Consider the following 15,022-nt stretch of genomic DNA (forward strand, 5'->3'; position numbering starts at 1 on the left):
TACTATGGCAAAATATATTCTCGCATTAGATCAGGGTACAACGAGTTCTAGAGCTATCGTTTTTGATAAGCAAGGCAATATTATTTCTATTGCTCAAAAGGAATTTGCCCAACATTTTCCAAAGCCAGGTTGGGTTGAGCACGATCCTTTAGAAATATGGTCCACCCAAACTGGTGTTGCCGCTGAAGCTATTGCTAAAAAAGGTTTGGATGTAGGGAATATTGCGGCTATAGGGATTACAAATCAGCGAGAAACCGTCGTAGTTTGGGATAAAAAAACAGGACAACCAGTGTATAATGCCATTGTTTGGCAGGACAAAAGAACATCTGACTTTTGCGATGCGTTGAAAAAGCAAGGAAAAAACGATGTTATTAAAAAGAAGACGGGGCTTGTTATCGATTCTTATTTTTCAGGAACCAAAGTGAAATGGATTCTTGATAATGTGGAAGGCGCCAGAGCAAGAGCTGAAGCTGGAGACCTTATTTTAGGGACCATCGACACCTGGTTGGTATGGAATTTTACCAAAGGCGAGCAGCACATTACCGATGTGACAAATGCCTCCAGAACGATGCTTTTTAACATTAACACCATGGATTGGGATGATGAATTATTGGATTTATTGACCATCCCTAAAAGTATGTTGCCGCAAGTGAAAGCCTCAAGTGAAATTTATGGGCATACCAAATCTACATTTTATGATTCTAAAATTCCAATTGCAGGAATAGCTGGAGATCAACAAGCTGCTCTATTTGGCCAAATGTGTACTAAGCCAGGAATGGTGAAGAATACCTATGGGACAGGGTGTTTTATGTTGATGAACATAGGGGACAAGCCCGTTGTGTCTAAGCATAATTTGTTAACTACCGTGGCTTGGAAGATCAATGGTAAAACGACCTATGCTTTTGAAGGTAGTGTGTTTATTGCAGGTGCAGTGGTACAGTGGTTAAGGGATAGTTTAAAAATTATTAGAACGTCCACACAGGTGGAGTCTTTAGCAGGTTCAGTAGAAAGTTCTGAAGGGGTTTATTTTGTGCCTGCTTTCGCAGGACTTGGTGCGCCTTATTGGAATCAGCATGCCCAAGGGGTTATTTTCGGACTCACTAGAGGGAGTACAGATGCTCATATTGCACGTGCCGCTGTGGAGTCGATTGCCTACCAAACTATGGATATTCTTAAAGCCATGGAAGCTGATGCTGGCATTTCAATTAAAGAACTGCGTGTAGATGGAGGTGCCACCATCAATAGTATGTTGATGCAGTTTCAGGCAGACGTATTAAATACCGAGACTGTACGACCTAAGATAGTAGAAACAACGGCAATGGGTGCCGCATTTTTAGCTGGTTTAGCTGTTGGATATTGGGAAAATCCGGAAGAAATTCAACAAATTTGGCAAACAGACAAACGTTTTTCCCCTAAACAGGATAGGACGGCCATAGAAGAGGATATCAAAGGTTGGTATAGAGCCATTGATGCTTTAGAATACTGGACTAAAGACGATTAATAAACATAATATAGGTAACAAGAGATGACACCATTTATTTCAGAAATTATAGGAACAGCATTGTTAATCCTGTTAGGGGGCGGTGTTGTGGCAAATGTTGTATTGAGCAAAACTATTGGTAATAACAGTGGTTGGATTGTCATAACTACTGGTTGGGCACTGGCTGTTTATGTGGCGGTGGTTGTGGCATCTCCTCATAGCGGTGCGCATTTAAATCCGGCCGTTAGTATTGGCTTGGCTGTTGCCGGTAAATTCCCATGGCAGGATGTTATGATCTATGTTTTGGCGCAAATGTTAGGTGCCATGATGGGCGCAGGAACCGTCTGGTTAGTATATAAAAATCACTTTAAAGCCACTGAAGATGCCAACGCAAAAAAAGCAGTATTCTGTACTGCTCCGGCTATTCGGAATTTTTTCAGCAATTTTATGAGTGAAGTTGTGGGCACCTTCGTGCTCATTTTTTCAGTGCTGTATTTTACGGATGCAACTCTAGCGGAACCTGAAACGGTCATAGGTTTGGGGTCTTTAGGTGCATTGCCAGTAGCGTTGGTGGTGTGGTCTATTGGATTGTCTTTAGGTGGAACTACCGGATATGCCATTAATCCTGCCCGTGACTTAGGGCCGAGAATTATGCATGCATTATTACCAATAAAAAATAAAGCCTCCAATGATTGGAGTTACGCTTGGATTCCCGTAATAGGACCTATTGTTGGGGCTTGTTTAGCCGCGGTTTTGATGTTGGCATTATCTTAGGATATAGAATGTAATGTCTTGTTTTATGACAACCTTCCATTTTGTATTATCAATTTCAACAACTATCTTTATAAATGCCCATGAGTAAGTCTTTTTGCTGACCATAGTATTTCATGAAAATCTTTCTACTTCTTTTTTTTCTTATTGTAAACTTGACGGTCTATGGTCAAGAAATGCCACCAATAGCACAGTTTTCCTCTGAAGATTATGGAGGCGACAACCAGAATTGGATGCTTTCGCAGGCTCCAAATAATTTTATATATGTGGCTAACAATCGTGGTCTTTTAGAGTTTAATGGTGCAAGTTGGACATTGTATGATTCTCCTAATAATACCATTATGCGTGCGGTTCACGTGGTTGAAGACAGGATTTACACGGGGTGTTATGCAGAATTTGGCTATTGGATGACCAACCAATTTGGAGTCTTGGAATATACTTCTCTCCTGCCACAACTTAAATCTAGGAAAGTAGAGGATGAACAGGTATGGAATATTATTAATTATGATGTATGGGTTCTTTTTCAGACCAACGATCATATTTACTTTTACAATACTGAGACTGAGAAGTTCAAAACTATAGAGGTTCAAAACATTATTTATAAATTATTTAAGGTTAACAATCGCATATATTTTCATGTGGCCAATGAAGGTTTGTATCGTATTGATGCTGGCCAACCCAAACTAATAGCTGCTGGAGATATCGTTGAGAAGGGCAGAATTGTAAATGTATTTGAAGAGGATAATCAATTATCAATTATTACCAGAAATCAAGGTTTTTTTTCTATTAATAATGGAAAACTAAAAAAATGGAATATTGAAGCTGATCAAATATTGAATGGTACCAGTGTCTTTACCGGAATAAAACTGAAGGATGGGTCCTATATGGTAGGTACTATTTCTAATGGTTTGTTACATGTTACAAAAGAAGGTGCACTTGATTATCAAATTACTCAAAAAAGAGGGTTGAGCAACAACACCGTGTTGTCACTTTTTGAAGACAATGCTCAAAATGTCTGGGCTGGACTTGATAATGGAATCGATTGCGTCAATGCAAAATCAGCTATCAAAACCTTGTACGATTATGAAGGGGTGATGGGAACCGTCTATGCTTCGCAGGTATTTAAAGATGTGCTTTATATTGGAACTAATCAAGGTCTATTTTATAGGAAACTTGAAGATCGTAATGCCGATTTTAAGCCGATAGAAGGTACAGAAGGTCAAGTATGGAGTCTCTATAAATACAATGATAGCACCTTATTTTGCGGCCATCATTTAGGGACATTTGTAATTGAGGGTGCAAAAGCACAACAAATAAGTACCGTTTTAGGAACTTGGGATTTTAAGACCATACCTAATGACCCTCGATTAATACTTCAGGGCAACTATAGTGGATTGAACATTCTACAAAATATAGATGGAAAGTGGCAGTTGAGGAACAAAATTGAGGGATTTAAAAATTCATCACGCTATTTTACAATTGATACAGCCAATCAAGCATGGGTAAACCATGAATATAAGGGTGTGTTTCGATTAAAACTTAATCAACAATTTACTGAAGTCACAGAACTAAATATGGAGAAGGCACTCCCTGTTGGTAAAAATTCTAGTTTAGTTGCCTATAACAATAAAATTGTTTTTGCTTCTGAAGATGGCGTTTTTAAATCTGATGACAAAAGTGCCAGTTTTGAAAGAGATAGTATTCTGAGCACATTATTTACAGGAGATAATTATATTTCAGGCAAGCTTATAGTAGATGAAACGAATAAATTATGGGCATTTACAAAAGCTAATATCATCTATATAACTACCGATGATGTGTCAAATAAACCTAAAGTAAATACCATTTCTATTCCATCATACTTAAGAAAAGGTCCACTTGGATATGAAAACATCTCTTTAATCAAAGAGGACAGATACCTCTTAGGTACAGCTAATGGATATATCACCATTGATCTTTCACAAATAGCATCCACAGAGCTCTATCAAATTTATTTAAATTCTATAACCCTTTTAGGACAAGATGAACAGAATCAATTGTTAGATGTTAATGCTGAAGTGGAACTAGCTTATAAAAAAGGAATCATCAATTTTGAATATTCAGTTCCTGAATTCGATAAATTTCTTGAAGTTAAATATCAATATCGCTTAATTGGACTTACCGAAAAATGGAGTAAATGGTCCAATGAGCACCGAGCTAGCTTTGAAAATCTTTCTTATGGAAATTATACATTTGAAGTGCGCGCCCTGATTGGTAATGAGCCCTCTCAAAATTTAGAATCTTATAGCTTTACTATAAATAGACCTTGGTATCTCAGTAATATGGCCGTAGTTTTTTATGTTTTAATTCTCGTGTTTCTTGGGGTTATCACACACAAAACCTATAAGCGTTATTATCACAAAAAAATGAAACATGAGCAGCTGGAGAATGAACAAACGATAATGAAAATTAAGAATGAAAAATTAAATCAGGATATTGAAAGTAAAAATAGAGAGTTGGCCATTTCAACAATGAGTATTATAAAGAAAAATGAAGTGTTGAATAGTATTAAAAAAGAACTAAAGAAGAGTAGAGCCACTTCAGAAATTAGTTCAGCTGTAGAACTGATTGATAAAAACTTAAATACTACGAAGGATTGGCAGTTTTTTGAGCAGGCTTTTAATAATGCTGATAAAGACTTTTTAGATAAATTAAAACAGGCGCATCCCAACCTAACGCCTAACGATTTACGCTTTTGTGCTTACCTCAGATTAAACTTATCTTCCAAAGAAATTGCACCTTTACTAAACATCTCTACCAAAAGTGTCGAAACCAAACGCTATCGTCTCCGAAAACGATTGCAATTAGAGCATGACGAAGGTCTCGTTGAGTACATCTTAAATTTTTGACACCACTACAGGTGATATATTTACCACGACAAAACCACTACATCACCTCTAAATCAGTGCTTTGTGTTAAAAAAGTTTACATTTAGAAAAACAATAGACCCCTTAATGTTTATGCGAACTTCCACGCCTCTCTTGTTAATGTTTTCTTAAATAAAATACCATGTTCGTTTTTTATCGAGGTGCTATTTACCAGCTTAAGTTTTTTTGGGCTTAACTTTACATAGGTCACGCATCTAAAATTCACTTTTTTGTGAGTCAATTAAAAAATGCCAAAAGCCAACTGTAATTTTAACAAAAACCAATTTTTATGAAATTAAAATTATTTAATCAAAAATTAAAGCTGTTTGTCGCGCTAGTTTTTATGTCGGGTATGACATTAGTAAATGCGCAAACAGTTACTCAAGTAAACGGTACTGTGATATCTTCAGAAGATAACATGTCATTACCGGGTGCTTCAGTAATAGAAAAAGGAACTAATAATGGTACATCCACTGATTTTGACGGAAAATTCATGTTAGATGTGGCCAGTGCCAATTCAATTTTAGTTATTTCATACGTTGGTTTTAAATCGCAGGAAGTTAAGGCATCAACAAGTATGACTATTTCATTGGTGCCTGACGCCAGTGCTTTAGATGAGGTAGTTGTAGTTGGGTATGGTACCCAGAAAAAAAGTGATATCGTCAATTCTGTTGCGACTGTAGATTTGGAGGACGCTACCTTAACTCCAACGTCAGACGTCAATGAGATGTTAAGGGGTAGAATAGCCGGATTACAAGTTAATGTTGGTAGTGGTACCTTGAGGCCAGGTGGAACGTCTGATATTATTTTTAGAGGACAAGGTTCTATTGAAGGAAACGTGAGTGCAATTTATGTTGTAGATGGAATTATTAGAGATGGCGGAATTGAAGATATCGATTCTGACGATATTCAATCCATCGAATTTTTAAAGGATGCATCTGCCCAAGCCATCTATGGTTCAAGAGGTGCCAATGGTGTTGTTTTAATTACTACCAAACGTGGTAATGCAAATAAACTAAGTGTAAGTTACCATGGTTTTGTAACCGCTAAAACGATTGAAAGAAATTTTGATGTCTACAGTGGTCAAGAATTTGCTCAGTTGAGAAGAGAAGCTGTACGGGCTAATAATGATGGCGATGTATACTCTGATGACGCCGATATTTTTTCAGATATAGAATTACAATCCATTGCAAATAATGAGTTTGTGAATTGGGAGGACGAACTGGTTAAAAACGGGTTTGTCAATAGTCAAGCCATCAGCATTAGCGGTGGTACGGATATGACTAAGGTTTTTGGAAGCATCAACTATTTTAAGGAAGATGGACTCATCCCTACTTCTAGTTATACAAGAAAAACTTTCCGATTAAATGTTGATCAGAAATTGAGTAAAAAAATCTCTGTGAACTTTGATGTAAACTTACTGAATGATGATGTAAAGAGGCCTGCAAACGTAAATGTAATCACTTTTTCTCCACTTGGTAGGGCTTATGATGATAATGGAAATCTTACCCGCTATCCAAGTGGTGAAGAATCCTCTCCGGTCAATCCAATTTTTAATTTACGTGAACAGAAAAATGAAGAAAGAGGAAATGACTTCGTAATCAATATTACACCTATTTGGCAAATTACTGAGGACTTACAATACCAATTAAAAACTAATATGACTAGAAGAACGTCTGAGAGAGGTCAGTATCAATCTTCATTGAGTTCGGCAGGAGATGATGTAAATGGTATTGCCAGAATTGACAATCGCCTAAGGGAGTCTTATTTAATAGAGAACATATTAACTTACGACAAGGCAATAAATGATAACAATCAATTAAATGTAACTTTAGTACAGTCTGCTCAAGAAAATAAATTTAGTAGAACATTTACTGAAGGTCAGGGATTTACTAATGAAAGTTTAGGTTATGATGGCATAACAAACGCTATAGGAAATGTAAGCGTTGAACGTGATAAAAATCAGCAAAGGTTAGCTTCTTTTATGGCCAGAGCGCGCTACAGTTTAATGAATAGATACTTATTTGAGGTTACAGGTAGGGCAGATGGTGCTTCTGTTAATTCTGAAGATAATAAGTGGAGTTTTAATCCCGCAGCTTCATTTGCATGGCAGCTTCATAAAGAGGACTTTTTTAAGGATGTCAATTCCATTCAGGAACTTAAGTTTAGAGCCAGTTACGGATCATTAGTAAATGATTTGGGTCATGCCTACACGTCTTTATTTACTGCTGAAGGGCAAAATTATATTTTTGATGAGCAATCTGCTTCAGGCTATTCCCCTTCTGTAATTTTACCCAATACAAACTTAAAATTCGAACGGATTACCACGGCTAATTTAGGGTTGGACTTCTCTGTTTTTAACCGTGTGTTGGTAGGTAATTTCAACTGGTATGATGCTAGAACTACCGATTTATTATTAAAACGAGGCGTCCCTTCCATTACAGGCTATCAGTATACTTTTTTCAATGCTGGCGAATTACAAAACACTGGTATAGAACTTAGTTTAACTGCTAATATTGTCAATACTGACGACCTTAAATGGTCAGTGTCTACCAATTGGTCCAACAATAAAAATAAATTGAAAAAATTATATGATGATGGTGATGGTAATCCTATTACGGTAGATGATACTTACAACTATTTTGTAGGACAACCAGTGGGTGTTATTTACCAATATCAATTTGATGGGATATGGCAAGAAGGTGATGATTTTGCCAATGCACCTCAGGCAAATCCTGAGTCATCATTAACCCAAAACAATTTAAGACCTGGAGATATCAGAATTGCTGATACCAATGGTGTAGATGCAGCTGGGAATTTGACAGGTGTACCAGATGGAAAGATTACTCCAGAAGATAGAGTTTTTACAGATCCGAGTCCAGATTGGTTTGGTTCTGTGTCATCTACCTTGGCTTATAGAGGTTTTGATTTATTTGTAGATTTCTACTTTGTTGAAGGCGCTACCAAAGTGAATCCATTTTTATCAGATTTTAATAATGGAGGAACCATATCAGGTAAGTTGAATGGTGTAAAAGTTGATTATTACACTCCAGAAAATCCTTCAACTAGCTTCCCAAGACCAAATTTTGATTCAACGCCGTTATATTTAAATGCTTTAGCAGTAAGAGACGCTTCCTACGTGAGACTTAGAACATTGAGTTTAGGGTATAGTTTATCTGATGCGGTCAATTCGCAATTAGGATTAGATCAAATCCGATTCTATGTAACGGGTACTAACTTATTTACAAATACAGACTATATAGGATACAGTCCAGAGGTTAATATTAGAAGTACGTTTTCTAATGCAGATACCGGCTATCCAGACGCGAGAAGTTTCACCTTTGGCGTAAGAGTTAAATTTTAATTATAAAAAATAATATTATGAAAATGAAGTTTTTTAATTTGGAACTCAAGAGTATTGCATTACTCTCCATGTCGCTATTCTTTTTCTTAACCTCATGCCAGGATTATCTAGAAGAACAACCAAGCACACTTATTGATTCAGATTACATTTTCACCACTGAAGATGGATTGAAATCAGGTGTGGTGAGCTTATATAAATTTAATAGAGATAGATATGACAATGGTACAGAAGATTTTATGGGTGCTGTGCTAATGTCTTCAAGAAGCGACTTGGCATTCAGTAGGACAGGTTATACCGGTTTGATGGGAAGGTACCAAAGAGGCGTTTCTCCAGTAGATCAGGGCGCTAACTTTGTGTCTTCACTGTTTTGGAAACATTATTATAACCTGGCCAATAAAGCAACCGCTATAATAAATGCCGCAGAAGTAGTTCAAGGCGTTGATGCCGCCACTAAAAATCAAATATTAGCAGAGGCCAAGTTTTTTAGAGCCGAAGCTTACTTTTATCTTTACAGAATGTTTAACAACATTTATATCACTACTGAAACAATTACCGTAGACAATGCCTTCAATGTGATTAATGACAAATCATCAAAAGAAGAGATCTTCGCGTTGTTAAATAGCGATTTGAGTTTTGCAGTAGAGCATTTAAAATGGAACGATACATTTGGTCGTGTCACCAAAGGCACCGCTAAGCATGTAAAAGCAAAAGTGGCCATGTGGCAGGGTGATTGGGAAGAGGCTAAAAATCAAGCTATTTCGTTAATAGAAGAAGGTCCTCATAGTTTAGTGCCTACAACCGCTGATGTCTTTGCTGGCGATAGAAATAACTCTGAGGCCCTATTTGTGATCCAATCAAAGGACGATTTACTTGGAGGCGGTGGCAACACCATGATGAATGCCAATTATGTTACCCAATATTTTCAAATTCCTGGTATTGAATCCAATGTAGAACAAGGAGGAAGAGGATTTTCTCGAGTGCTACCAAATTTATACTTATTGAATTTATTGGCTGAAGACCCAAACGATACTAGAGATGACAACACCTATTTTAGATTAAAATATTATTATACGTCAGGAGATAAGGTGGGTCAGGAAATTACCATTTACAAACCAATAACTGACTTAGATAATCCAAGTCCTACTTACCAAAGTTATTATCAAAGACTACATCCATCGTGTATCAAATTTGCTCAGGAAGATGACAATCCGAATTCCTATTTAAATAGAAGTAATATAATGGTGTACAGGTTGGCAGAAACCTACTTAATAGCTGCTGAAGCTATAATGAGATCATCCGGAGACCCGTTGCCTTATATCAATGCTGTGAGAACCAGAGCTGGAGCTGCGCCATTAGAAAGTGTAGATCAACAGGCTATTCTAGATGAGCGTGCCAGAGAATTGGCTTTTGAAGGACACCGTTGGTTTACTTTAAAACGCATGGGGCAAGAGGTCATCAATTCCCAAATAACAAAATATGCCGGAGATGGTGAATACTTTCCTGTAAATTTAGGTGATAAGGATCCAAGAGAAAATTGGCAACCGCATTACATTAATTTCCCGATTGCTCAAATTGATCTCGATTTATTAGGTTCATCATATCCACAAAATGACGGATATTAATTTTAATTAAAACTCAGGCAACAACCCAGAATTAATAGCAGGGATTCTTCTTTAAGTGTCATGTTCTGCAAAGCCTATAAAGATTACATTATGCGATTCATATTTATTGCTTTAGCTTTTATAGCATTTAATGCTTGTAAACCCTCTAAGGCTGAGCGAACATTTGCATTTATTAAGAATCCAGTGGTTGCCCACAGAGGTGCTTGGAAGGCTCAAAACCTCCCCCAAAACTCTATTGCGTCCCTGAAAAAAGCAATAGAGTTAGGGTGCACCGGTTCTGAGTTTGATGTCAGAATGACTTCTGATAACGTGTTAATTGTGACACATGATCCGCATTACAACGGTCTGTTTATAGAAAACCACACTTATGCTGAATTATCACAGCACAAATTGTCGAATGGCGAAAAACTGCCCACTTTAAAAGATTATCTGCTTGCAGGCATGCGCAATAACCCTGGTACCGGATTGGTATGTGAAATAAAACCTTCTAAAACTAGGGGGCGTAATGTGCTCATGGCAGAAAAAGTTGTGGAATTGGTTGACCAGTTGAATGCTGAAAATCATATTTCTTATTACATTAGTTTTAGTTATGAACTTTTAAAAAAGATTATAGAGCTCAATCCAAATGCCAGAACATTATACCTGGATGGCTCAAAATCACCAGAAAGCTTAAAGGAGGCTGATATTACAGGGCTGGACTATGCTGCCTATATTTACAAAAGAAAGCCTGAATGGATTACATCAGCTAAAAAACACAACTTGGTCTTGAATGCTTGGACTGTTAATGATGCAGAAGATATTGATCTATTTTTGTCTCATGATTTTAATTATATCACAACTGATGAGCCTGAATTAGTATTTGAACGCATTCAGCAGAGTGCCACTTATAACACAGACTATAAATTGGTGTGGAATGATGAGTTTAATTACAAAGGACCACCAGATAGCTCAAAATGGACCTATAGCTATGGGTTTATTGCCAATCAGGAAAAGCAATATTATACTGACAGTTTGAAGAATGCGCGTGTTGAAAATGGGCATTTGATTCTTGAGGCACATAAGGAGAAGCTGGCCAATAAAGATTTTAACAACCCTAACCTTAAAGAATGGGCCAATTATAAGAAAGACATTGATTCCGCGCAATATTCTTCTGCCAGAATTTCTACTGAAGGCTTAGCGGCGTGGAAGTATGGACGTATTGAAGTGCGCGCAAAACTGCCCAAAGGCCGTGGTATGTGGCCCGCAATATGGATGTTAAGTGAAGATCGACAGGCTATCGGTTGGCCTGAAAGTGGTGAAATTGATATCATGGAACATGTGGGTTATGTCAATGATACCATTCATGGCACTATTCATACCAAAGCATATAATCATTTAAAGGGAACCCAAAAGGGCAAAACAATATTTATTGATGACCCCAATGAAAGCTTTCATGTTTTTGCATTGGAATGGACTCCAGAGAAAATGGAATTTTTATTGGATGGCCAGGTGTATAACCAGATTATTAATGAACATAAATCTACGGCCGAATGGCCTTTTGATAAAAAATACCATCTGATTCTAAATGTCGCCGTGGGAGGTATGTGGGGTGGTTTGAAAGGCATTGATGATTCTATTTTTCCTCAACGGATGACTGTAGATTATGTCAGAGTCTTTCAGAAGAACCCAAAGGATATATAAATGAAAAAGCGGATTGGAGTAATACTGGCAGTAACGTTGATACTGACAGGTTGTAAAAGTTTTGATCATGGTCAATTACAAGAAAATGGTCTTAGAGTGATGACCTATAATTTACGTTTGGACACTGCATCAGATAACGAAAATGCGTGGTCCAATAGAAAGGCATTCGTGAGTTCTCAAATTATGTTTTTAGAACCAGATATTCTTGGAGTGCAGGAAGCTCGGCCTAATCAAGTAACTGATCTAAAAGAAGCCTTAACAGATTATATGTTTATAGGGCAAGGTCGTGATGGCGGACAGGAAGGTGAGCACGCGGGCATATATTATAACAGTAAAAAAGTTTCAGTGGAGCAGGATCAAACCTTTTGGCTATCTACAACTCCAGACACCGTTTCTAAAGGTTGGGATGCGGCCTACCCACGGGTGTGTACATTTGGGTTGTTCAGATTAAAGCAGAGCAAGCAAAAATTTTGGGTTTTTAATACACACTTAGATCATGATGGGCAGGTTGCTCAAAAAGAGGGCTTGTTACTCATTTTAGAAAAGATTAAAAATGTCAATCGAAACAATTATCCTGTAATCTTGATGGGCGATTTTAATATAGAGCCTGATTCTGAGATTTTTTCAAGATTAAAGCCGTATTATAAGGATTCCAGGCTTGAAGCCGCCGTGGTTTTCGGACCTGAAGGGACATTTAATGCCTTTAAATACCATGAGCCAGTAACCAGAAGAATAGATTATATTTTGGTGTCAAATGATATTAGTGTTCAAAAATACGGCACCTTATCAAGTGCTATCGATTTCCGGTTTCCATCAGATCATTTCCCGGTTTTTGTTCAAATTATGCTCAAATAAACTATAAACACATGAAATTTACCACTTCAATTTTCTATACAACCGTAGTAACTCTAAAGCTTTCATTTATAGCATTATTGTTATCCTCATCTACAAGTGTTCAAAATTTAAAACCTTCACCAAAAATTGCGCCTATAGAGCAAAAAGTAGATTCGGTATTATCACTAATGCGCCTCAATGAAAAGATTGGCCAATTGGTGCAATATAGTGGCAGTTGGGATGCAACAGGCCCAACATCATCACAAGGCGATCAACATAAACTGGAAAAACTTAAGCGAGGAGAAGTGGGGTCTATGTTAAATGTAACATCGGTAGCAAGTATTAGGGAAACACAAAAAATCATTATGGAGCATAGTCGTTTAAAGATTCCATTGATTTTTGCCTACGATGTCATTCATGGCTACAAAACAATTTTTCCAATCCCCTTAGGAGAAAGTGCCAGTTGGGATTTAGACCTGATGCAGAAATCGGCAGAAATAGCCGCTCGGGAATCTGCTGCATCTGGCCTGCAATGGACTTTTGCACCAATGATTGATGTGTCTAGAGATGCGCGTTGGGGACGTGTTATGGAAGGTGCAGGTGAAGATCCTTTTTTAAATTCGAAAATAGGTGTGGCACGGATTAAGGGTTTTCAAGGCGATGATCTCTCCTCTAAATTTACCATAGCAGCCTGTGCAAAACATTTTGCTGGTTACGGATTTGGTGAAGCAGGACGCGACTACAACACGGTAAATATAGGAATTCATGAATTGCACAATACAATTCTACCTCCATTTAAAGCCGCTGCAGAGGCAGGTGTGGCTACATTTATGAATGCCTTTAATGACATTGATGGTATTCCTGCTACTGGGCACAAAGCTTTACAACGCGACCTATTAAAGGGCGAATGGCAGTGGGAAGGACTAATGGTGTCAGATTGGGGGTCTATTGGAGAAATGATTGCGCATGGTTATGCAAAAGATAAAAGACACGCTGCAGAAATTGCCTTAAATGCTGGTAGCGATATGGACATGGAGTCTTATGCCTATGAAGCACATTTGGGGGCATTGCTAGAGGAGCAAAAGATTACCATGAACCAACTTGATGATGCCGTTAGGCGCGTACTCAGATTAAAATTTGAGTTGGGTTTGTTTGATGATCCGTATAAATACTGCGATGAAGAGCGAGAAAAGAATGAAGTGTATACGCCTATAAATTTAGCCTTCGCTAGAGAAGTTGCAAAAAAATCTATTGTACTTCTTAAAAATGACAAAAAGATGCTGCCGCTTTCCAAAGATCTCAAAAGTTTAGCAGTCATAGGTCCATTGGCAAATGACAAGGATTCACCATTAGGCAATTGGAGAGGTAAAGGAACGTATAACTCCGCAGTGTCTCTATTAGAGGGTATAAAAGGTATGGTTGGTAAAAACACCAAAATCTATTATGAAAAAGGCGTAGCTTTAACTGTACCATCTGTAGAACTAGGAACCAATCAGTTTTTACATCCCTTAAAATTTAATACTACCGATGCTTCTGGTATTCCGGCTGCTGTTGCCGCCGCAAAAAAAGCAGAGGTGGTAGTGTTGGCCATAGGCGAGAACGCCTATCAAACTGGAGAGGGCAGAAGTCAAGTAGATATAGGTTTTGCTGGGTTGCAGAACGAGCTTTTGGAAGCTGTCTACAAGGTCAATAAAAATATAGTGATTGTGTTAATGAATGGCAGGCCAATGGATCTCAGTCGTGTTTCTCAAATTGCACCTTCCATCTTAGAATGTTGGCATTTGGGTTCAGAGTCTGGAAATGCTATTGCCGATGTAGTGTTTGGAGATTATAATCCTTCAGGTAAATTGCCGGTGTCCTTTCCGCATCACGTAGGGCAAGAGCCGTTGTATTACAATCAAAAAAACACTGGTAGGCCTAATAGTCTCAATCATGTTACATTTTCGGGATATAGAGATGCTCCAAAAAGTGCATTATATCCTTTCGGATTCGGTTTAAGTTATACGACTTTTGAGTATGGCGAAATCACGTTAAATAAAAATGTAATGACATTGAATGGTGAAATAATAGCATCCGTAGAGGTTAAAAATACAGGTGATGTAGCAGGCGAAGAAGTTGTGCAGTTATATGTCAGGGATATGGTAGGTAGCTTAGTGCGTCCAGTTAAAGAATTGAAAGGTTTCGAAAAAATCCATCTCAAGGCAGGCGCTTCAACTACCGTTAATTTCATCATTAGTGCTGATCTCCTTCAATTTTATACGGCAAATAATAAATGGGAAGTAGAGCCAGGAACCTTTAATGTTTGGATAGGCGGCGACTCTACTACTGAACCAATGAAGAGTTTTAGTGTGGTGGAATGAGAATA

Annotated in this window: 8 protein-coding genes; all 8 read left to right on the plus strand. The window is 37.7% G+C overall.

Annotation, left to right across the window (positions count from 1 at the left end):
• Positions 1–4: 4 nt before the first annotated feature.
• The 8 genes from glpK to bglX all read left to right on the plus strand — a co-directional run bounded on the left by glpK (position 5) and on the right by bglX (position 15,017).
• Complete coding sequence (glpK, locus tag BXY82_RS07710) at positions 5–1,501, plus strand: glycerol kinase GlpK (protein ID WP_133757626.1); 1,497 nt, start codon at positions 5–7, stop codon at positions 1,499–1,501.
• A gap of 24 nt (positions 1,502–1,525) precedes the next feature.
• The gene (locus BXY82_RS07715; RefSeq protein ID WP_133757627.1) at positions 1,526–2,254 is read left to right on the plus strand and encodes an MIP/aquaporin family protein; all 729 of its coding nucleotides are present in this window, start codon (positions 1,526–1,528) and stop codon (positions 2,252–2,254) included.
• Positions 2,255–2,367: 113 nt separating this feature from the next.
• Positions 2,368–5,139, plus strand: a complete 2,772-nt coding sequence (locus BXY82_RS07720) for a helix-turn-helix and ligand-binding sensor domain-containing protein (RefSeq protein ID WP_133757628.1) — start codon at positions 2,368–2,370, stop codon at positions 5,137–5,139.
• A gap of 307 nt (positions 5,140–5,446) precedes the next feature.
• Positions 5,447–8,521 carry a SusC/RagA family TonB-linked outer membrane protein gene (locus tag BXY82_RS07725; RefSeq protein ID WP_133757629.1) on the plus strand — a complete coding sequence of 1,025 codons (3,075 nt, stop codon included), beginning with the start codon at positions 5,447–5,449 and terminating at the stop codon, positions 8,519–8,521.
• A gap of 17 nt (positions 8,522–8,538) precedes the next feature.
• The gene (locus BXY82_RS07730; RefSeq protein ID WP_133757630.1) at positions 8,539–10,143 is read left to right on the plus strand and encodes a RagB/SusD family nutrient uptake outer membrane protein; all 1,605 of its coding nucleotides are present in this window, start codon (positions 8,539–8,541) and stop codon (positions 10,141–10,143) included.
• A 90-nt stretch (positions 10,144–10,233) separates the two neighbouring features.
• Positions 10,234–11,823, plus strand: a complete 1,590-nt coding sequence (locus BXY82_RS07735; RefSeq protein ID WP_133757631.1) for a family 16 glycosylhydrolase — start codon at positions 10,234–10,236, stop codon at positions 11,821–11,823.
• A complete protein-coding gene (locus tag BXY82_RS07740; protein ID WP_133757632.1) occupies positions 11,824–12,678 on the plus strand; it encodes an endonuclease/exonuclease/phosphatase family protein in 855 nt (284 codons plus the stop codon).
• A gap of 11 nt (positions 12,679–12,689) precedes the next feature.
• Positions 12,690–15,017: a beta-glucosidase BglX gene (gene bglX, locus BXY82_RS07745; RefSeq protein ID WP_133757633.1), complete on the plus strand. Its 2,328-nt coding sequence runs from the start codon at positions 12,690–12,692 to the stop codon at positions 15,015–15,017.
• Positions 15,018–15,022 lie beyond the last annotated feature (5 nt).

The sequence above is a fragment of the Gelidibacter sediminis genome (assembly GCF_004364975.1).
GTDB lineage: Bacteria > Bacteroidota > Bacteroidia > Flavobacteriales > Flavobacteriaceae > Gelidibacter > Gelidibacter sediminis.

Excerpts from the sequence above, each read along its gene's own strand:
- BXY82_RS07725 (WP_133757629.1), top strand. The coding sequence starts at position 5,447 with ATGAAATTAAAATTATTTAATCAAAAATTAAAGCTGTTTGTCGCGCTA.
- BXY82_RS07740 (WP_133757632.1), top strand. The coding sequence starts at position 11,824 with ATGAAAAAGCGGATTGGAGTAATACTGGCAGTAACGTTGATACTGACA.
- BXY82_RS07730 (WP_133757630.1), top strand. The coding sequence starts at position 8,539 with ATGAAAATGAAGTTTTTTAATTTGGAACTCAAGAGTATTGCATTACTC.
- BXY82_RS07735 (WP_133757631.1), top strand. The coding sequence starts at position 10,234 with ATGCGATTCATATTTATTGCTTTAGCTTTTATAGCATTTAATGCTTGT.
- BXY82_RS07715 (WP_133757627.1), top strand. The coding sequence starts at position 1,526 with ATGACACCATTTATTTCAGAAATTATAGGAACAGCATTGTTAATCCTG.
- bglX (WP_133757633.1), top strand. The coding sequence starts at position 12,690 with ATGAAATTTACCACTTCAATTTTCTATACAACCGTAGTAACTCTAAAG.
- BXY82_RS07720 (WP_133757628.1), top strand. The coding sequence starts at position 2,368 with ATGAAAATCTTTCTACTTCTTTTTTTTCTTATTGTAAACTTGACGGTC.
- glpK (WP_133757626.1), top strand. The coding sequence starts at position 5 with ATGGCAAAATATATTCTCGCATTAGATCAGGGTACAACGAGTTCTAGA.